20 protein-coding genes and 3 tRNA genes are annotated in these 17,856 nt (G+C 69.0%); 10 read left to right on the forward strand and 13 right to left on the reverse strand.

The features are described 5' to 3' along the window. Nucleotides 1-86 precede the first annotated feature (86 nt). Nucleotides 87-2,777: a DEAD/DEAH box helicase gene (locus tag BKH32_RS01900; protein ID WP_075248378.1), complete on the forward strand. Its 2,691-nt coding sequence runs from the start codon at nt 87-89 to the stop codon at nt 2,775-2,777. On the opposite strand, the gene BKH32_RS01905 is transcribed toward BKH32_RS01900, so the two are convergent. From BKH32_RS01905 to BKH32_RS01925, 5 genes are all read right to left on the reverse strand, one after another. Beyond that, nucleotides 2,774-3,409: a GyrI-like domain-containing protein gene (locus BKH32_RS01905; RefSeq protein WP_075248379.1), complete on the reverse strand. Its 636-nt coding sequence runs from the start codon at nt 3,407-3,409 to the stop codon at nt 2,774-2,776. The genes BKH32_RS01900 and BKH32_RS01905 overlap by 4 nt on opposite strands. Next, on the reverse strand, nt 3,399-3,917 hold the full coding sequence (locus BKH32_RS01910; RefSeq protein ID WP_075248380.1) for a PadR family transcriptional regulator: 519 nt from the start codon (nt 3,915-3,917) through the stop codon (nt 3,399-3,401). Before BKH32_RS01910 ends, BKH32_RS01905 begins: the two co-directional genes overlap by 11 nt. 84 nt (nt 3,918-4,001) lie before the next feature. Next, the gene (gene mmuM / locus BKH32_RS01915; RefSeq protein ID WP_075248381.1) at nt 4,002-4,979 is read right to left on the reverse strand and encodes a homocysteine S-methyltransferase; all 978 of its coding nucleotides are present in this window, start codon (nt 4,977-4,979) and stop codon (nt 4,002-4,004) included. A gap of 125 nt (nt 4,980-5,104) precedes the next feature. Beyond that, nucleotides 5,105-5,479 (reverse strand): YccF domain-containing protein, encoded by a 375-nt coding sequence (locus tag BKH32_RS01920; protein WP_075248382.1) that lies wholly within the window; start codon nt 5,477-5,479, stop codon nt 5,105-5,107. A 50-nt stretch (nt 5,480-5,529) separates the two neighbouring features. Beyond that, on the reverse strand, nt 5,530-6,450 hold the full coding sequence (locus BKH32_RS01925) for an ATP-grasp domain-containing protein (RefSeq protein ID WP_075248383.1): 921 nt from the start codon (nt 6,448-6,450) through the stop codon (nt 5,530-5,532). A 180-nt stretch (nt 6,451-6,630) separates the two neighbouring features. On the opposite strand from BKH32_RS01925, the gene BKH32_RS01930 reads away from it, so the two are divergent. The 7 genes from BKH32_RS01930 (at nt 6,631) to BKH32_RS01960 (ending at nt 10,278) form a co-directional block, all read left to right on the forward strand. Further along, complete coding sequence (locus BKH32_RS01930; protein ID WP_075248384.1) at nt 6,631-7,143, forward strand: hypothetical protein; 513 nt, start codon at nt 6,631-6,633, stop codon at nt 7,141-7,143. Between the two features lie 175 nt (nt 7,144-7,318). After that, nucleotides 7,319-7,391, forward strand: a tRNA-Lys gene (locus tag BKH32_RS01935). Nucleotides 7,392-7,439: 48 nt separating this feature from the next. Further along, nucleotides 7,440-7,515 (forward strand) — tRNA-Lys (locus BKH32_RS01940). A gap of 288 nt (nt 7,516-7,803) precedes the next feature. Next, nucleotides 7,804-8,028, forward strand: a complete 225-nt coding sequence (locus BKH32_RS01945) for a hypothetical protein (protein WP_178384528.1) — start codon at nt 7,804-7,806, stop codon at nt 8,026-8,028. Between the two features lie 155 nt (nt 8,029-8,183). After that, on the forward strand, nt 8,184-8,660 hold the full coding sequence (gene bcp / locus BKH32_RS01950) for a thioredoxin-dependent thiol peroxidase (protein ID WP_075248385.1): 477 nt from the start codon (nt 8,184-8,186) through the stop codon (nt 8,658-8,660). A 69-nt stretch (nt 8,661-8,729) separates the two neighbouring features. After that, nucleotides 8,730-8,811 (forward strand) — tRNA-Leu (locus BKH32_RS01955). 114 nt (nt 8,812-8,925) lie between these two features. Beyond that, nucleotides 8,926-10,278: an SMI1/KNR4 family protein gene (locus BKH32_RS01960; RefSeq protein ID WP_075248409.1), complete on the forward strand. Its 1,353-nt coding sequence runs from the start codon at nt 8,926-8,928 to the stop codon at nt 10,276-10,278. A gap of 51 nt (nt 10,279-10,329) precedes the next feature. On the opposite strand, the gene BKH32_RS01965 is transcribed toward BKH32_RS01960, so the two are convergent. Continuing rightward, nucleotides 10,330-10,935 carry an STM3941 family protein gene (locus BKH32_RS01965; protein WP_075248386.1) on the reverse strand — a complete coding sequence of 202 codons (606 nt, stop codon included), beginning with the start codon at nt 10,933-10,935 and terminating at the stop codon, nt 10,330-10,332. A 139-nt stretch (nt 10,936-11,074) separates the two neighbouring features. Continuing rightward, the gene (locus BKH32_RS01970) at nt 11,075-11,368 is read right to left on the reverse strand and encodes an antibiotic biosynthesis monooxygenase family protein (RefSeq protein WP_075248387.1); all 294 of its coding nucleotides are present in this window, start codon (nt 11,366-11,368) and stop codon (nt 11,075-11,077) included. 153 nt (nt 11,369-11,521) lie between these two features. Here BKH32_RS01970 and rph point away from each other — a divergent pair, with 153 nt between their 5' ends. Both rph and rdgB read left to right on the forward strand, forming a co-directional pair. Further along, complete coding sequence (gene rph / locus BKH32_RS01975) at nt 11,522-12,328, forward strand: ribonuclease PH (RefSeq protein WP_075248388.1); 807 nt, start codon at nt 11,522-11,524, stop codon at nt 12,326-12,328. Nucleotides 12,329-12,331: 3 nt separating this feature from the next. After that, entirely contained in the window at nt 12,332-13,039 is a 708-nt protein-coding gene (rdgB, locus tag BKH32_RS01980) for an RdgB/HAM1 family non-canonical purine NTP pyrophosphatase (RefSeq protein WP_075248389.1), read from the forward strand. 16 nt (nt 13,040-13,055) lie between these two features. On the opposite strand, the gene BKH32_RS01985 is transcribed toward rdgB, so the two are convergent. From BKH32_RS01985 to clpS, 6 genes are all read right to left on the reverse strand, one after another. After that, on the reverse strand, nt 13,056-14,495 hold the full coding sequence (locus BKH32_RS01985; RefSeq protein WP_075248390.1) for a L,D-transpeptidase: 1,440 nt from the start codon (nt 14,493-14,495) through the stop codon (nt 13,056-13,058). An 84-nt stretch (nt 14,496-14,579) separates the two neighbouring features. Further along, the gene (locus BKH32_RS01990) at nt 14,580-15,110 is read right to left on the reverse strand and encodes a DUF3054 domain-containing protein (RefSeq protein WP_256690436.1); all 531 of its coding nucleotides are present in this window, start codon (nt 15,108-15,110) and stop codon (nt 14,580-14,582) included. Beyond that, entirely contained in the window at nt 15,107-15,904 is a 798-nt protein-coding gene (locus BKH32_RS01995) for an MBL fold metallo-hydrolase (protein ID WP_075248392.1), read from the reverse strand. The genes BKH32_RS01990 and BKH32_RS01995 overlap by 4 nt, the downstream gene beginning before the upstream one ends. Further along, nucleotides 15,901-16,764 (reverse strand): glutamate racemase, encoded by an 864-nt coding sequence (gene murI / locus BKH32_RS02000; protein ID WP_218638454.1) that lies wholly within the window; start codon nt 16,762-16,764, stop codon nt 15,901-15,903. The genes BKH32_RS01995 and murI overlap by 4 nt, the downstream gene beginning before the upstream one ends. Nucleotides 16,765-16,794: 30 nt before the next feature. Next, nucleotides 16,795-17,481: a DUF2017 family protein gene (locus tag BKH32_RS02005; protein ID WP_075248394.1), complete on the reverse strand. Its 687-nt coding sequence runs from the start codon at nt 17,479-17,481 to the stop codon at nt 16,795-16,797. Further along, complete coding sequence (gene clpS / locus BKH32_RS02010) at nt 17,481-17,816, reverse strand: ATP-dependent Clp protease adapter ClpS (RefSeq protein ID WP_075248395.1); 336 nt, start codon at nt 17,814-17,816, stop codon at nt 17,481-17,483. The genes BKH32_RS02005 and clpS overlap by 1 nt, the downstream gene beginning before the upstream one ends. Nucleotides 17,817-17,856 lie beyond the last annotated feature (40 nt).

A 17,856-nucleotide genomic window follows, 5' to 3' on the forward strand; every position in this document is an offset into this window, starting at 1 on the left:
TCGGCCGGTGCGGGGCACTCACACTGTATGCCTGCCTCCTGGGGTCTTGCGCCGCCATCGCGGCACCTCCATGAGAGCATGTCGCCATGACGGCCCCTGCACTGAACGCGATGCTCGACGCCCTCATCCCGGCTGACGATCCCGAGCGCGTCCCCGAGCCCGAGGAGGTCTACCTGGCCTTCTCAAGCTGGGCGGAGACGACCGGCCGTCCCCTCTACCCGCACCAGGATGAGGCGCTCTCGGAGATCCTGGAGAACCGCCACGTCATCGCCGCCACCCCGACCGGCTCGGGCAAGTCGATGATCGCGCTGGCCGCCCACACCGCCTCCCTGGCCCGCGGTGGCCGCTCCTACTACACGGCCCCTCTCAAGGCCCTGGTCAGTGAGAAGTTCTTCGAGCTGGTGCGCCTGTTCGGGGCGGATAACGTGGGCATGGTCACCGGGGACACCTCCATCAACGCCGCCGCCCCGATCATCTGCTGCACCGCGGAGATCCTGGCCAACCAGTCCCTGCGCGAGGGCGAGGACATGGACGTGGACTGCGTCATCATGGACGAGTTCCACTACTACGCCGACCCGCAGCGCGGCTGGGCCTGGCAGGTGCCCCTCCTGGAGCTGCCCCAGGCGCAGATGGTGCTGCTGTCGGCAACGCTGGGCGACGTCTCCTTCTTCGTGCGGGACCTGCGCGAGCGCACGGGCCGCGAGGTCGCCGTCGTCGACGACGCCGTGCGGCCGGTGCCGTTGGAGATGGAGTACGTCGTCGAGCCGATCGGTGAGCTGCTTCAGCGCCTGGTGGGGCAGGACAAGGCGCCGGTCTACGTCGTCCACTTCTCCCAGAAGGAGGCGGTGGAGCGGGCGACCTCCCTGCTGAGCGTGGACCTGGTGCCCAAGTCCCGTAAGGCCGAGGTGGTGGGGGCGCTCGGTGACTTCCGCTTCGGGAGCGGTTTCGGGGCCACGCTCTCGCGGCTGCTGCGCGCCGGGATCGGCGTGCACCACGCGGGCATGCTGCCGCGCTACCGGCGGCTGGTGGAGCGTCTGGCCCGCGAGGGACTGCTGTCCGTCATCTGCGGCACGGACACGCTCGGGGTGGGGATCAACGTGCCGATCCGCTCGGTGGTCATGACCTCCCTGGTGAAGTTCGACGGTTCCAAGGAGCGTCACCTCACCGCCCGCGAGTTCCACCAGATCGCCGGGCGGGCGGGGCGCGCCGGTTTCGACACCCGCGGCTACGTCCTCGTCCAGGCCCCCGAGCACGTCATTGAGAACGCCAAGGCGCTGGCCAAGGCCGGCGACGACGAGCGCAAGCGCCGCAAGATCGTGCGTAAGAAGGCCCCTGAGGGGCGCGTCAACTGGACGGACAAGACCTTCGAGCGGCTGCGCGACGCGGCCCCGGAGACACTGACCAGCCAGTTCCAGGTCACCACCACCATGGTGCTCAACCTCATGGAGCGAGCCGGCGACCCGGTGGCGGCGATGGCGGGCCTGCTGGGGCGCGCCCACGAGCCCGAGGCCCAGCGGCGTCGACACGTGCGCCGCGCCCTGGAGATCTACCTGTCGCTGCGCACGGCGGGCGTCCTGACGCACGTCTCCAGCGCCCAGGCCGCCGCCGACGGGCGCCCCCGGCTGCGCCTGGCCGTGGACCTGCCGGCCGACTTCGCCCTCAACCAGCCCCTGGCGCCCTTCGCCCTGGCGGCCATGGACCTGCTGAACGTGGAGGCCCCGGAGCACACGGTTGACGTCGTCAGCGTCGTCGAGGCCACCCTGGACGATCCGCGTCCGCTGCTCTACGCCCAGCAGCGCGCCGCCCGCGGCGAGGCGATCGCCGCGATGAAGGCCGAGGGCATGGACTATGAGGAGCGCATGGCCGCCCTGGAGGAGGTCACCTGGCCCCAGCCGCTGGCCGACCTGCTCTCCCCCGCCCTGGAGATGTACAAGCAGGCCAACCCGTGGATCGCTGAGCACGAGCTGGCCCCGAAGTCGGTGGTGCGCGAGATGGTGGAGAACGCGATGACCTTCTCCGACCTCATCTCCCGCTACGAGCTGGGGCGCAGCGAGGGCGTGGTGCTGCGCTACCTGACCGACGCCTACCGGGCGCTGCGCCAGGTCGTGCCCGAGGAGCACCGCACTCCCGAGGTCGTCGAGCTCATCGACTGGCTGGGGGCGCTCGTGCGCGCTGTCGACTCCTCCCTGCTCGATGAGTGGGAGGCGCTCGGCCAGGCCCAGGCCGGCAAGGCCGGCGAGGCCGCCGGCCTGCTGGAGGGTGACCGTCCCGGCGCGGACGACTCGGCCGGGGTGGAGCGGGCCTTCGGCGCGGACGAGGACGGGACGGTGGCCTTTACTCGCAACCGCCACGCCTTCCGGGTGGCGGTGCGCCGGGAGATGTTCCGGCGCGTGGAGCTCATGGCGCGCGACGACGTCGAGGCCCTGGGACGCCTGGACGCCTCCTCCGGCTGGGACGAGGACCGCTGGGACGAGGTGCTGGGCCGCTACTGGGACGAGTACGACTGGATCGGCACGGACACCTCGGCCCGGGCGATCTCACTGGCGCCGCTCGACGAGGCCCCCGATGAGACGGCCCTGGCGGCCGCCGGGGTCAGTGAGCGTCTGCGCGAGGCCCTGGAGGCCTCCGGACGGCAGGTGTGGCTGGCCACGCAGGTCCTGGAGGACCCCGACGGCGACCACGACTGGCGTCTGACGGCCCTGGTGGATCTGGCCGAGTGCGACCGGGACGGGCGCGCGGTCGTCCACCTGCTGTCCGTGGGGCCGCAGCAGGGTTAGCCCGCCTCGGGGGTGTCCGCGATGGGCCTGACCGGCTGGCGCAGGACGGTCTTCATCCTCTCCGGTGCCACGCGCCTGGGGTCGCTGAGGTAGATCTCGTGGTGGGGCCCGTTCCAGGTGAGGCCGAGGCCCGGCATGACCTCGTCGTGCAGGCGCGCCAGGGTGGGGGCCTCGTCGTCGTAGGTGCCCACGTGGAGGATCTGCAGCGACCTGCCCTCGCTCAGGGGGAGCTCCTTGAGGGCGCAGACGGGCAGCTCGGGCTTCTTGCTCGCCGCCTGCGCCAGCCCCTCGGTGATGTCCTGCAAGGAGACCGCCTCGGGCAGAGGGATCATCATGGTCCAGTCCCACTCCCCCTTGTCACCGACGACGAAGGCCGCGTTGTCGGCGCTCGTCCACAGTCCTTCCAAGGGCCCGACGACGAAGTCGTCGCCGGTTCGTCTCTTCAGCACGGCGCGGATCGCGTAGGCGCCCGCGTAGAGCGCCTGGATCGCGGTGGCGTAGGCCGGTGAGGTGTTGGGGTCGCCGTGGCCGTCGATGGCCAGGTAGGTCATGGCCGGTACGTCCACCTCCGTGAAGTCGACCTTTCCCGGCAGGTACAGGTCCTTGCGGTCCTTCTTGATATCAGTCCTCATCACTGTCTGCTTTCTTCAGGAGGGATCGGGTCCAGGCGAGATCCGCCTCCTGGCGCAGGATCTCGTAGTCGAAGATGGCCAGGGCGTGCTCCTCGTCGACCTGGGCGCGCAGGGCGCGCAGCTCATCGAGCCGGTCAAGGAGCGCCTCGACGCGCTGCGCGAGGAGGGCCACGAGCTCGGGATCGTCGAGCCGGGGGTAGGCGTTGAGCGCCGGTAGCACGCCGGCGCAGGGCGGTGCCGGAGAGAGGACACGTGCACCGGCTGCGTTCCTCAGCTCATGGCGCCCGGCATCGGTCACGCGGAAGACGGTGCGCCGTCCCCGGGAGCCCTCGTCGGGTTCGAGGAGTCCCCGTTCCGACAGGCGCTTGAGGAGGTAGTAGACGGAGGAGAAGGCCAGGGAGGTCCACTGGCGGTAGCCGCGCTGCTCGATGACTCGGTCGAGGTCGTAGCCATGGCGCGGCTGCTCGGCAAGGAGCGAGAGGAGAACGATGTCGGCGTCCGATGACATACCGTTACTCTAGCACTAGAGTAACGGCGGGCAAGGCGATTACTTGACTGATTCACAGGGGCACGAGGTCGGAGGGCTGCGCGGTTACGGGCGGACCGTGCGAGCGAGCCGGCGGATCTGGGCCGGACGGGTGCGGCAGCAGCCGCCGACGAGCCGCGCCCCGACGTCGATCCACGATGGCGCCAGCGCCGGGATTCCAGCCCCTTCACCAGTGGAATGCCAGGTCTTGGTCGCCGGGTCGTAAAGATCGCCCGCATTGGGACAGGCCACCAGTGGTTTGACGGTCGCCGCACGCAGCACCGGCAGCGCTCGGCCGACGACGTCCGGGGCCACGCAGTTGATGCCGACTGCAACGACCATCTCCTCCTGCGCGACCCGGGCCGCCGCCTCAGCCAACGACGTGCCATCAGCGAGACTGGCGCCGTCGGAGCGCACCTGGAAGGAGACCCAGCACTCGGCTTGAGGAGCGAGGCTCTTCACCATGGCGACGAGCGCCTGCGCCTCGTCCAGACGCGGGAGCGTCTCCAGGGCGAACAGGTTGATCCCCTCCCCCGCCAGGACCTCGATGCGAGGCAGGTGAACCTCCCGGAGACGGGGCCCCTCGGGGATGTCGATGCTGTAGGCACCGGTGTACTCACTGCCATCGGCCAGATAGGCCCCATAAGGTCCAAGCCCTCCGGCGACGAGTACCGGCTCCTCGGGGTGCTCCTTGCCGAACTGACGGGCCGCTTCCTTGGCCAGACGGGCGCCGGCCGCGATGATCTCCCTCGCGCCGGCAGTATCCTCCCCGGAGCGGATCAGCGCCGGAAGCGTGGCCTGGTAGGTGTTGGTCGTGATGACGCGGGCCCCCGCGTCCAGGTAGTCGGAGTGGACCTCGCGCACGACGTCGGGCGCCGTGGTGAGCGCACGCGCCGACCACAGCGCGTTGCGGGTGTCGATCCCGCGGGCGTCGAGCTCGGTCCCCATCGCCCCGTCGAGGACGACCGGCCCTCGGGCCAGCAGATCAGACAACCGAGCCGGCTCGCGCCCGAAGGACGTGGCGGATACCGAGAACGTTCGCATTGCGACACGGTATCGGAGGCTCGAGACGGTACCGGTAGCGCCTCGGGCATGGACCCGGTTGCACCTCACCGCGGGCCCGGGCCGAGGTTCCCAACGCCACCCGCTGCGCCATATGGCACAACCTCTTAGCGGGTCTCAATGATCTGCTTGCCGAAGGGGAAGCAGGTGACGGGGATGAGCTTGATGTTGGCCACGGCCAGCGGGATCCCGACGATGGTGACGGCCTGTGCCGCGGCGGTGGTGATGTGGCCGATGGCCAGCCAGAGCCCGGCGACGAGGAACCAGATGATGTTACTGATCCCGCTCATGGCGCCTGCCCCGGGGGCCGGAACCACCTCACGCCCGAAGGGCCACAGGACGTAGGCGGCGATACGGAAGGAGGCGACGCCTGCGGGAATCGTGACGATGAACAGGCAGGCGATCAGTCCGAAGAAGAGGTAACTGAGAAACAGCCAGAACCCGCCGAAGACGACCCAGATGATGTTGAGCAGCGTGCGCATGACACCTATCTACCACACCCGGTTACCTGAAGACGTCCGCGCCTGCGCGGTTACCAGAAGATGCGCTGAGCGATGGCGTCGGCGAAGTTGTCCAGCGCCTCGGGTGCCGCCCCGAGATAGAGGCCCGCGTCGATCAGCGAGACCTCCATGAGGTAGAAACCGCCCTGACCGTCCCCGACGACGTCGACACGGTTGAACAGGAGCTGGATGTCCCGGCCGGAGACCTCCTTGATCAGCGTGTGGATGGCCTTGCGCACCCGCTCGCCCCAGAGCCACTCCTGCTCGCTGGGTTCGCGCGCCGTGACGATCTCCTCGTGGATCTGGTCAGTGGACTTGAAGGAGGGGTGGAGCATCGGCGCCTTCTCCACCGCGTGGGACAGCACGCCGTTGAAGTAGACCAGCGAGACCTCACCCTTGCGGTCGACCTCCTCGAGGTAGCGCTGGACCATGACGGTGCGCCCGCGGCGCAGGTGGTGCATGGCGTCATTGATCGCCGCGGACCGGGAGGCGGCGTCGGTGGCGGTGTAGCGTCCGGTGCCGCGCCCGCCCGAGGAGACGGCCGGCTTGACGACGAAGTCACCATGGGCCGGGAAACGGGTGTGAACCTGGTGCTTGGAGTAGCCGGCCTCGGGCTCCAGCCACATCGTCGGAATCATGGGAACCCCCCACTCGTTCAAGCGGGTGAGGTAGTGCTTGTCCGAGTTCCAGGTGACGACGTCGGGGTGGTTGGCGAGTCTGGGCACCGACCGGGCCCACTGGAGGAAGCGGGAGTAGTTTCCCTTAGTGGCGTAGTCACGCACGCTGCGCAGAACGACCGTGCCGGACTGGCTCCAGTCGACGTCGGGATCGTCCCATACGGCAACCCGCGGCTCGATGCCGCGCGCACGCAGGGCATCCGGCAGACCGCGGTCATCGTCATCAAGGTCGGGGAAGTCGGCGCAGGTCGCCAGCGTCACGATCGGGTCGCTCATACGGCCCACGCTACCGCGCGCAGCATCGCGGCGAGAGCCACGGACATGTGACACTGAACCGCGCCCGCACCAGCGGGCATGACTGCCTACTGGTTGGAGTGGCCAGCCGGCCTCCGTTCCGCAGCCTTCGACACCCGCGCCTTGCTCAGTCGTCACGCTCGAGGGTGTCACAATGCCGAGGTGACTTCTGAAACCCGCAAGCCGCGCATCACCGCCGCGCAGCGTTACTGGGCATCCATGGCGGCCATCGTCGTCGCGACCATTCTCATCGCGGGACTGCTCGGAGGAACCGTCTCGGTGCTCACCGGAGCCCGCGCGGGCCGCAGCAGCATGTGGGGCGGCATGGTGGTCGCGCTGGTCATGCTGGCGGGCTGGACCCTCGGCAGCCGCGTGCGCGACCGCAAGAAGCTCGATCTGCCCCTGTGGCACCGTCTCACCGAGGAGCAGGCGGCCACGCTGAAGCAGTACCACCAGTGGTCTCGCACCGGCCGCATTGACCAGGACGACGACGTCGAGGCCACCCCCTCCGGGCGGAGCGGCCATCGCCGGAGCGGGCGAACAGGCACCGGTGCGTCAAAGGCAGCGCCGTCGAGGAAGCCCCCCTCACAGGGTGCGATGTCGAAGCGCGACCGTGCTCGCGCCGCCGACGTGCGCCGCCGCCGACAGGACCGCGAGGGCGGTCCGTCGCACTGAGCGGGCTACCGGACGGAACGCAGTGGCAACGCGGCTCCTCACCCGCCCCCACCCTTGAGACTTGCCGCACAATCGCCTGGTTTCATGGATCCTGACTGGACGAAGCCCTTCTCCATCCGTAAAGTGTTCCTCCGTCGCCCAGCGAGCCGCGTCGAATGACACCGCTGTGGTGAAAGCACCGCTAGCTCAATTGGCAGAGCAGCTGACTCTTAATCAGCGGGTTCAGGGTTCAAGTCCCTGGCGGTGTACGGATCTTCCAGCCCTCAGGGCCGGAAGAGCTGGTCACGATTGACCGAGCACCGCTAGCTCAATTGGCAGAGCAGCTGACTCTTAATCAGCGGGTTCAGGGTTCAAGTCCCTGGCGGTGTACCACGAAGGGCACGAGCTTCGCCCGGGATGACCCCGAAGGCGCAGCAGCGGGCACATGACGGCGGTCAAAGACAACCGCCTCCGCACTGAGAAGCATCTCAGGATGCCACCGTCTCATCGGTTTCCACGCCCTCGTGACCACAGTCTGCGACGGCGGCGCCAACCAGTCGCCGCGCTAGGAGTCTTGTTCCGCAAGCACGCCGGCTCGGCAGGTACGTACCCGCCCCGGCGTGCGCTGCTGCCCCAGGCCCCATCGGGCCGACGACGCTGAAGGAAGATGAGGAGATACGTATGACACGCGACATCCACACCATGACCACGATGACGACTCCGGCCACCGGGCCGGCAGCCACTGGAACCCGGACCGACGAGGCCGCCAGGAGGGAGCTCTTCGCCGCACGCGCGGAGCTCGCCTCGCTGGGGGCGACCGCCTCCCCCTCGCGACTTGAGCGCGCGCTGGAACGACTGGAGGCGGCGCAGCAGGCCTCACGGCGAACGCTCGCCCAGGCCGCCTGACCCGGAGGCCTCACCCGGAGCCGGGTCGGGGTTCCCTCGGGACTGACGTCCTGAACGTTTGCCAGATCACGAAAGTAAGTCCCCGAATTCACTGCCACTGGCCCCGGAGGCGATGCAAGGATGAGTGCATCCGTCCAGCAGCCCGAGGAGGACCCATGACCCAGCTCGCCGCCGGTGACCGAGCCCCGGAGTTCGCCCTGCCCGACCAGAACGGCCGCACCGTGACTCTTGGCGACCTTTGCGCCAGCACGGACAAGGGCGTCATCGTCTACTTCTACCCCAAGGCTTGTACTCCGGGCTGCACCAAGGAGGCGTGCGACTTCAGGGACTCCCTGGAGGCGCTCGAGGCGGCCGGCTACGCCGTCGTCGGTATCTCCCCCGACCCGGCGAGCGCGCAGGCCAAGTTCTCCAACCGCCACAACCTGCCCTTTCCCCTGCTGTCGGACACCGACCACGCCGTCATGGAGGCCTGGGGCGTGTGGGGCGAGAAGAAGAACTACGGCAAGGTCTACACCGGCGTCATCCGCTCCACCGTGGTGGTGGCCCCCGACGGGACCGTGACGCTGGCCCAGTACAACGTGCGAGCCACCGGTCACGTCAAGCGGCTGCGCGCCGCACTGGGCGTGGACTGACAGAGCCCACAGGAGCGGTCGCCGCATTCTGCCATCCGGTACTGAGGTCGGTAGAGTGGGCGCCGCACAGCGCGAGTGGCGGAATTGGTAGACGCCCCAGGTTTAGGTCCTGGTGCCTTCGGGCGTGAGGGTTCGAGTCCCTTCTCGCGCACAGATTTCAGTTTCAGTTCCCAGCACCAAGAGGGTCTTCATAGGCGGACAAGAAGTTCTGCGTCCTCCGCACGCTCCGACACCTGCCGCTTCCACCGACCTGTTCCGAGGCATGATGACAGACAACTCCTTCGATTCGGGCACCCCCGCATTCGACGTCGTGCTGGCGCAGACGATCGCCAGACACTTCCGGGGAGCCACGGCCGAGGCAATCGATGACGTCCAGACGGTTCGGCTGGGCGAGGGGCTTCCCATCATCGAGTGCTTCATCGACGAGATTCAGGACCACGAGCCATACGGCGCGTTCCTCTTTCTTCAGATCAGTGGAGGCGCCTTCGGGAGCAGACGGGTCCTGGTCACGGCCAGCGGCTACGGTTCCAGCCAGCTGGCGTCGGTTGCCACTGCCGGCTGCAACTGGGCCTGCGCCTTCGGCCCCGTCCTGCTGACCGGAATCGGCCGCCCAGACCTCATCGATTCTGACAATCCCGACGTCGAGCAGTTCGAGGCCACTGTGGGAGGCAGACGCTACCGGGTGGCCACCGGGCATCTCGACCGCAGCATGAACATGCCGATCGAGGAGGTGGAGGCCTACCGCCGGCGGCTGGGCGGCCCCCGCGCCCTGACCGACCGGGTACTCGCCAGCCCCTTGATTCCCGCCACTCGCTCCGATGAGCCGATGGCACTGGGCTGCTACGCGGCCATCGGCCCCCACTCGATCACCGAGCTCAAGCTCGCCGGCGCCGACTGGCCCGCGGGACGCAGCATCCTGGACGCGATCCCGCCCGAGCCCGGTGGCCACCGCATGCTCCGGGAGTGGTCGGTGCTCACGCCCTTGGAGCCCGCCCCGCCCCTGACCAGGGACGGGCTCCAGCACACCCTCAACCTCATCGCGGCCGCCTCGTACAATCCCAGCAGCGAAGCCGGCTGGCTCGGCAGCCGCCACCACGGCATGAGGCTGGGACCGCCGAACCTTCCTGTGGGGCTCTCGCTGCCGGAGGACCTGCGCTGGTTCCTCAGCACCATCGCGGGCTCGGGCGCCGGCCCCGGCTACGGGCTGGACATCTACCCGGCCGACGATGGAGGCATCCACCTGGCCGATGCCGGCTGCGGCGCCGAGTGGCGCATGAGCCCCTACGACGGCAGTGTCTGGCTGGACTCACGGGCCTGCGACGATGGATTCACCCGTGTGGCCCCGAGCTTCATCTCCTGGTACGAGGCCTGGCTCGACCACGCCATCCGCGGCGGCGGGGCGTTCGCGCAGTGGTCCTACCAGGTCGATGCCGCCTACAAGATGCTTGAGCAGAGCGCTGCCGAATACGGCGTCGAGCGTCTCCCCGAGACCGTCACCCGGGTGAAGATCCAGACCCCGGCCAAGGCCTTCGGCCCCTGCCACTCCTGTCAGCTCACCTACTCCAGGTGCGGCGTGCCGGAGTCGGTCTTCGTCACGGCCCCGTCCCCGGCTCCCTGAGCCGCCCCGCACCCACCGGGACGCAGGCGCAGTGCGTAGTGGACGAAGGGACTAGACGCGCCCCGGTGCGCCGTAGAGCTGGTGTGCCTGTTGAAGCAGGGCCAGCAGGTCCTCCTTACTCCCCTCCAAGGTGCCGGGGAGGTATACGCGCTCCTCCTTGCCCATCCCACGGTCGGCAACCTCATTGATCTGCTGGCTCAGCTGGGCGGTGGTCGCGTCCTGGCGGCGCATCTGCTGCCCCAGCGGCGTCAGGATGTAGCCGATCACCAGCTGTCCTCGCGTACCGTCGGGAGCGACCTCCTGCCCGAAGAACTCGGCGATATCCACCCAGCGGGCGGACTCATTGACGATGTTGCGCCGTTCCAGGCGCAGCCCCTCAGGCGTCACCACCAGTCGGCTGCGGAGGATGATCTTCCGGATCATGCCGGGGATACCGATGACGCCGAAGAAACCGATGCTGGCGATACCAGCGAGCATGTAGAGAAGCGGGGAACTCGACTGATTCGCGATCAGAATGACCACGACCCCCACCACTGTGAAGCCGACGCAGCCCAGAAGGCTCCCCCATAGACGCATCGGGGACTCCGGAATGACGAGCATCCCGGTGCTGCGCAGCTGCTCGCTCATCTGACGAACTCGTCCGGCATCGACTCCCACGTGACTCGTCTCCTTCTCCTGATCGGTACGACGGATGCGCACCCCTACCCTAGCCGCCTCAAGGCGGCTAGGGGCCCCGTCCGACCAGGCAATCACCCGAAGAGCTGATTCCCGTCTCCCGTCCCGGCGGCGTCCTGAGTCACTCCTCGTGCTGGACGACCTCGAAACCGAGGACCTCCACGCTCATGCCCCGGCGCTTGTCGTCCTCGTGCCCGCCGGCGGGGCGCGCCGCCCTCCAACGCTCGTAGTCCTCGCGCGTGTCCCACCGCGTCACCACGAAGTAGCGGTCCTCCCCGACCACCGGGCGCAGCAGCTCGAAGCCCTGAAAGCCCTGTGAGACGTCAACGCCTCGCTTCCGGGCGGCGAAGCGCTTCTCGATCTCGGCCTGGGCGCCCTCGGGGAAGGTCAGCGCGGTGATGTTGACATAGGTCATAGGTGTTCTCCTCAGTGTCTCCGTCGGCTCCCGGCCAGAAGCAGGCATCGCGAAGAACGCTACCGTCTGACGGCCGTCGCGGACTACAGACATTGGGCATCCCGCGGTGCTGAGCCGTCCCGAGACCGGATGGCCGCCGGGTAGCCTGAGCCCATGACAACTGCCCCCTTCACCCGCAAGGACGGCCGCGCCGTCGACGAGCTGCGCCCCGTGACCATGACCCGACACTGGCTCGACCACGCCGAGGGATCGGTCCTGGTGACCTTCGGGCGTACCCGGGTCCTGTGCGCCGCCTCCTTCACCGAGGGAGTTCCGCGCTGGCGCAAGGGCAGTGGTGAGGGGTGGGTGACCGCCGAGTACGCCATGCTCCCGCGGGCCGGGTCGGAGCGCTCCGGTCGGGAGTCCGTTCGGGGCAAGGTCGGTGGCCGCACCCACGAGATCTCCCGCCTCATCGGCCGCAGCCTGCGCGGCATCATCGACGTCTCCGCACTGGGCGAGAACACGATCGCCCTGGACTGCGATGTGCTGCAGGCCGACGGCGGCACCCGCACCGCGGCGATCACCGGCGCCTACGTGGCCCTGGCCGACGCCGTCGCCTGGGGCACGCAGCGCGGCCTCATCAAGGCCCGCCCCGGCAAGCCGGTGCTGTCCGACTCCCTGTCGGCCATCTCGGCGGGGATCATCGACGGCGTTCCCTGCCTCGACCTGCCCTATGAGGAGGACGTGCGCGCCCAGACCGACATGAATGTCGTCCAGACCGGGGACGGCCGTTTCATCGAGGTCCAGGGCACCGCCGAGCACGCCCCCTTCGACCGCTCCGAGCTCGGAGAGCTGCTCGACCTGGCCGCCACCGGCAACTGCCGCCTGGCGGCGCTCCAGCGCCGGGCCCTGGCCGGCCCCAGCGGTGATCCCTTCACCGTGTCCTCCTCAGACTCCTCAACCCAGCCCACGCAGGCCTGAGCCGTGAGTGCCTCGTCAGACGCCGACGGCGCCGCCCCGCTCACTAACCGGGTCCAGGTGCCTGCCGGAGCCCGCCTCGTCCTGGCCACCCACAACCCCGGCAAGCTGGCCGAGCTGCGGCAGATCCTGGCGCCGCTCGTACCGGGGCTGGATCCCGGTTCCATCATCTCGGCCGCGTCCCTCAAGGCGCCCGAGCCGGTGGAGGACGGCCTGTCCTTCGCCGACAACGCCCTGCTCAAGGCCCGGGCCCTGGCCCGGGCCACGGGCCTGCCCGCACTCGCCGACGACTCGGGCCTGTGCGTCGATGTCCTGGGTGGGGCGCCGGGGATCTTCTCGGCGCGCTGGAGCGGCCGGCACGGGGACGACACCGCGAACCTTCAGCTGCTCCTGGCCCAGCTGGCCGACGTCGCCGCCCCGCACCGCGGCGCCCGCTTCACCTGTGCCGCGGTCCTGGTCCGGCCGGGCTCCGGCGGGCGACCGGAGCTGGTCACCACCATCGAGCGATCCATGGAGGGGCGCCTGGTCAACGCTCCTCAGGGCGAGGGGGGCTTCGGCTACGACCCGATCTTCGTGCCCGTCCAGGAGGACGAGCCGAGCGGTCGGGGCCGCACCACCGCTCAGATGACGCCTGAGGACAAGCACGCCATCTCCCACCGGGGGCAGGCCTTCCGTGCCCTGGCACCGGTCCTGGCCGACATCCTGGCCGGCTGAGCCCTCGAAGGCGCCGTCAGTAGTGCGTCACCACGGTGGTACCGATCTCGGACCACTGCCAGATCGTCTGAGCGTCCGCCACCGGGATGTTGATGCAGCCGTGGGAGGACTCGTCCGTCCCGATGCCGAACTCCTTGACCCAGGGGGCTCCGTGGAGGGCGTAGCTGTTGTGCCAGTAGCTCACCCACGGCACCCCTCGTTCGCAGTAGGGCCACTCGGGAGTGCACCCCATGTCCTGCGCCTGGTAGCGCAGGTAGATCTTGTAGGTGCCGGTGATGGTCTCGTGCCCGACGCCGCCGTGGTTGATGAGGATCGGCCCGTGGACGACCTTCTGGCCCTCATAGGCGGTCAGCGTTGAGTCGGTGAGGTTGACATCGATCCACTTCTCCCCCGCCTTGGCCTGGTAGGCGAAACGCTCCGGCCCGTTGGGCACCACCCGGCTCTCGGTGGAGTGGGGCACCTCGTTCCAGGTGATCTGCTGGCTGACGCTTCGGCCCTGGCCGAGTCCCTGGACGAGTGCCGCCGTCACCGGCTCGATGTTGCCGGCCTTCCTTCCGGACTTGCCCGGGCGGGCGAGCTGGAGCACCGTGCCGGCTGAGTCGACGTCGTTGATGGCGTTGACCGGTTTCCGCTCCTCCTGCGCACTCAGGGAGGTCACCCACGCCCTGACCCTCTCCTTCGAGACCGTCGGCACGATGCGGCCATCGTTGACGGGGAAGTCGATCCATGAGGCCTTCTGAGCCTTGGAGGCGGCGTGCGCTGCGCCGTCGACCGTCACTTGGAGCTCGGCGTTCAGTAGTGCGGTTGCCGATTGCGCGACCGAGCTCGCCTCCTGGACGCTCACTGTGGGCTCGGTCCGGTGGATCGACACCGGTGCGGTATGGTTCGCCAGCTCGCGTGCGGCGACGTCGATCGCCGCGTCAAGATCATTGGGGTCGATGGCGTCGCCTGATCGTCCCGATGAGGAGGTGAAGCCGCCGCTGTTCTCGTTCCAGGTCACTGCCGGCTCGACGACGTGGTCGCGCAGCGTGTTGTTCAGCTGCGACACCAGCGCGGCGCGGGCCTCCTTGCTGACCACGTACCGCACCGCCACCTCCCGTGTCCCCACGACGCCGCGCAGGTGAGTCGTCAGTGACCCCGCTCCGGACACGGCGGCCTCCACGGTGGCCCGGGCGTCGATCTGGGCGATCTGGGTGAGCGGAACCGTGGTGGGGGCTCCTTCAACACTCAGCGTCAGTGACGCCGATGCGGCTCGCTGAAGCACGAGCGCGGTCAAGGTCGACCGGTCCATTCCGGAGACGTCCTGGCCCATGAGGATGGTGCCGCGCGGAGCCCGCCCCTCGTGCCTGTGGAGGTAGACGACGGATCCGCCCACTGCTCCTCCCAGGATGAGGGAGACGGCGATCAGGACGCCGATCCACCGATGTGGTCGACGCAGGTTGGCGCAGTGGTGCATGGCGTAAAGGTACGAATGGCCGGGTTGTCATTCCATAAAGACAGCGATCTGATACCGAAACGAGTCGGGCCGCCTCCGGCGGGGCTAGCCGCCGTCCCTCTCCTGCTCGGCGAGGCGACGTGCCACGGGCTTGGGGGTCAGGGAGTCGTGGGCGCGCACATAGCCGTAGAACCATCTCCATCCTCCCAGGAACACCAGGAGGAAGGCCCCGGTCATCACCGCCCAGGAGACCATGGCGGACACGTTGTCGAATGCGGAAACCACATGGCGCAACGCGGTCCAGACCATCCAGCTGATCCCCACGATGATGAGCCCCTCGGGCAGCGCCATCTCCAGATGATCTGGGTGAGAGCGCCGCAAGAGCCAGGTCACGCCCCAGGCGACGAGGAGGGCCGCACCCGCCTGCCACAGGGACGCGGGGACCTGCCCCAGGCTGCGGGTGGAGGCGGCACCGAACAGGGCCACGAGCGCCACGGCCGCCAGGTCCGCGGGAACCACCAGCCACCAGCGCGTCCGCCTGCCCCGGGTCCAGGGGCAGTCCACCCCGTCGGGAAGAGCCGGGGTGAAGGAGACTCTTCGTCGTTGGGTGGGGCGATCGTGCCCTTCAGCGCTCACAGCTCCCAGACGGCGTCCGCCGTCGCCGCCTCCAACGGGCCGGAGTAGACGGCTGCGGCCTCCTTGAGGGGCACGGCCGGATCCGTCCAGGGCTGGATGTGGGTGAGGACCAGGTGCCTCGCACCGGCCTGAGCGGCGAGCTCACCGGCACGACGCCCCGTCATGTGCATGCCGCCCACGGTGTCGCGGCCCTCAACGAAAGCCGCCTCGGCCAGGAGGAGGTCCACGCCCTGAGCCATGTCACTCATCCCCCGGCAGATGTCCGTGTCCCCGGTGAAGGCCAGGCTGACCTGCCGGGAGGGATCCTCCTCACTGGGGCCCTCGATCCGGTAGCCGTAGGCCTCCACGGGGTGAAGCGCCTCGAAGGGTGAGATCACCAGGGGGCCCACGCTGTAGGACCGGCCGGGTACGGCGGTGACGAAGCCGAACTCCGTGGCGTAGCGCTCACTGGGCGGGACGCCGTCAACCCCCTGGAGGCGCTCCAGCAGCTCCGAGGGCCCCAGGCAGGCGACCGGCCCGAGCGCCCCGGTGGGCAGCCAGCGCCGGTAGACGTGCATGCCTACCAGGTCGACCATGTGATCGGCGTGGCAGTGGGAGATCGCAATGGCGTCGAGCTCGGCGGGATCGAGGTGGCGCAGCAGCTGCCCCATCGACCCCGGCCCGAGGTCCAGCACGATCGAGTAGGTGCGCGGCGCGCCGTCGGCGTCGACTCCGTCGGCCTGCACCAGGTAGGAGGAGGCCGAGGACTGGGGCCCCGACATGGATCCGGAGCAGCCGATAATCGTGAGTCTCATACAGATCCTTGATGGGAGGTGGGAGGTGAGGGAGGGTGGGGCAGCCCGGCAGGGGCGCCGGCTGCCTCACGGGTGAAGGCGACATGCTCAACAGCGGTGACCTCCGGGCCCAGGAAGCGCCGGGCCAGGACGGAGAAGGCCTCCGGGTCACCGGTGGAGGCGAAGTCATGGCGCGGTTCGGGGGCATCGGAACCACGCAGAAGGTTCTTGCCCGCCAGCGCCCGGTAGACGTCCTTGGCGGTCTCGTCCGAGGAGGTCACCAGGGTCACGTCCTGCCCCATGACGTAGGAGATCGGCCCCACCAGCAGCGGGTAGTGGGTGCAGCCAAGGATGAGGGTGTCCACGCCGGCGGCCTTGATGGGGGCCAGGTACTCCTCGGCGACGTCGAGCACCTCAGGGCCCGTGGTCACCCCCCGCTCGGCCAGATCGACGAAACGCGGGCACGCCTGTGAGACGAGCTCGACGCCGGGAACGGCCTGGAGGGCGTCGTCGTAGGCGCGCGAGTCGACCGTGCCACGGGTGGCGATCAGACCCACCTTGCCGTTGCGGGTCACTCGGGCCGCGGTGCGTGCCGCCGGGTGGATGACCTCGATGACCGGGACGCCCCGCCCCAGGGTGTAGCGCTCCCGCGCATCGTGCAGGACGGCCGCCGAGGCGGTGTTGCAGGCGATGACGAGCAGCTTGACCCCGCGGTCCACGAGCTCGTCCATGATGCTCAGAGCCAGGGACCGGACCTCGGCGATGTCCCGGGGACCGTAAGGACTGTTGGCGGTGTCCCCGATGTAGAACACCTGCTCATGGGGCAGCTGGTCGAGGACAGAACGGGCGACGGTGAGGCCACCGACCCCAGAGTCGAACATCCCGATCGGAGCATCATTCACACCGCGAGACTATGCGGGCCCTGTGCCCCCGAACAGCGCGGATACCAGTGATTCCTGCCACCAGGTGACCATGTCGTAGACGAGCGCCGTCCCCCGGTACCACTGCTCGCGAGACGTCTCCTCCTCGGGGACCTCCTGGAAGGCGGCTGCGTGAACGCGCTCGGCGTCCTGAGCCGACTCGATGCCCAGGCGCTGGGCCAGCACGAGCCGGATGTCATTGGTCGCCCCCAGCCAGTCAGGCTCCCGTCCCGGGACCACCAGCACCGTGTCCTCAGGGCCCGACGGCGCCCGCAGCTCGGCGGCCAGGCGCTCCAGGCGGTCGACCTTGTCATCTCGCAGGCGCGCACGAGTCAGGCTGCTGACCTCCATCGCGGTGAGGGGATCCTCCGAGGCCTGCGGGAGCAGGACGGCGACGACGGGGTCCGCGTTCGGGCGACCGGCGTGAACGTGGTTGGTCGGCGGATCGAGGTCGAAGTCCAGAGCCTCCAGGACCTCACGGTCCCGCTCGCTCTCCCCCGGGCGCACCGGGTCGGGACGCGACGGCGAGGAGGCCTCGGACTGCCCCGTCCCCCCGCCGGGGGGAGCATCCGACTGGAGAAGGGCCCTCACCTCCAGGGCCAGCCTGGCCAGGAGCTCGCGCTCCCAGTCGTCAAGACCGCAGACCAGCCCCTCGGGGACTCGGCGGAAGGCTCGCATCACCGTCCTCCTGAGGAGTCATCCGCACCAGCGTCGGCGTCGTCGCCCATGGGCTCGATGGTGGCGCGCAGGCCGTAGCCGTGCATCGCCGTGACATCGACCTCCATGCGCTCGCGGGCTCCCCGGGAGACCACGGCGCGGCCGGCGGTGTGCACCTGCATCATCCGGGCCTCGGCCACTGGCAGGGAGAAACCGAAGTAGGAGTGGAACACCCAGGTCACGTAGCTCATCGTGTTGACCGGGTCGTCGTGGACCACGGTGCACCACAGGCGCTGGGCACGGACGCGCGACTCCTCCAGGATCTCCGGCTCCGCAACGGGCAACGAGGTGCTCATACCACCAGGGTAGCGGTGAGTCGCGATAGGTTGTTCCCGT

The sequence above is a fragment of the Actinomyces oris genome, from assembly GCF_001929375.1.
Taxonomy (GTDB): Bacteria; Actinomycetota; Actinomycetes; order Actinomycetales; family Actinomycetaceae; genus Actinomyces; species Actinomyces oris_B.

What these genes read in the sequence shown, in the direction of transcription:
- BKH32_RS01900 (WP_075248378.1), top strand. Translation starts at nt 87, where the DNA reads ATGACGGCCCCTGCACTGAACGCGATGCTCGACGCCCTCATCCCGGCT.
- BKH32_RS01905 (WP_075248379.1), bottom strand. Translation starts at nt 3,409, where the DNA reads ATGAGGACTGATATCAAGAAGGACCGCAAGGACCTGTACCTGCCGGGA.
- BKH32_RS01910 (WP_075248380.1), bottom strand. Translation starts at nt 3,917, where the DNA reads ATGTCATCGGACGCCGACATCGTTCTCCTCTCGCTCCTTGCCGAGCAG.
- mmuM (WP_075248381.1), bottom strand. Translation starts at nt 4,979, where the DNA reads ATGCGAACGTTCTCGGTATCCGCCACGTCCTTCGGGCGCGAGCCGGCT.
- BKH32_RS01920 (WP_075248382.1), bottom strand. Translation starts at nt 5,479, where the DNA reads ATGCGCACGCTGCTCAACATCATCTGGGTCGTCTTCGGCGGGTTCTGG.
- BKH32_RS01925 (WP_075248383.1), bottom strand. Translation starts at nt 6,450, where the DNA reads ATGAGCGACCCGATCGTGACGCTGGCGACCTGCGCCGACTTCCCCGAC.
- BKH32_RS01945 (WP_178384528.1), top strand. Translation starts at nt 7,804, where the DNA reads ATGACACGCGACATCCACACCATGACCACGATGACGACTCCGGCCACC.
- bcp (WP_075248385.1), top strand. Translation starts at nt 8,184, where the DNA reads ATGACCCAGCTCGCCGCCGGTGACCGAGCCCCGGAGTTCGCCCTGCCC.
- BKH32_RS01960 (WP_075248409.1), top strand. Translation starts at nt 8,926, where the DNA reads ATGACAGACAACTCCTTCGATTCGGGCACCCCCGCATTCGACGTCGTG.
- BKH32_RS01970 (WP_075248387.1), bottom strand. Translation starts at nt 11,368, where the DNA reads ATGACCTATGTCAACATCACCGCGCTGACCTTCCCCGAGGGCGCCCAG.
- rph (WP_075248388.1), top strand. Translation starts at nt 11,522, where the DNA reads ATGACAACTGCCCCCTTCACCCGCAAGGACGGCCGCGCCGTCGACGAG.
- BKH32_RS01985 (WP_075248390.1), bottom strand. Translation starts at nt 14,495, where the DNA reads ATGCACCACTGCGCCAACCTGCGTCGACCACATCGGTGGATCGGCGTC.
- BKH32_RS01995 (WP_075248392.1), bottom strand. Translation starts at nt 15,904, where the DNA reads ATGAGACTCACGATTATCGGCTGCTCCGGATCCATGTCGGGGCCCCAG.
- murI (WP_218638454.1), bottom strand. Translation starts at nt 16,764, where the DNA reads ATGTTCGACTCTGGGGTCGGTGGCCTCACCGTCGCCCGTTCTGTCCTC.
- BKH32_RS02005 (WP_075248394.1), bottom strand. Translation starts at nt 17,481, where the DNA reads ATGCGAGCCTTCCGCCGAGTCCCCGAGGGGCTGGTCTGCGGTCTTGAC.
- clpS (WP_075248395.1), bottom strand. Translation starts at nt 17,816, where the DNA reads ATGAGCACCTCGTTGCCCGTTGCGGAGCCGGAGATCCTGGAGGAGTCG.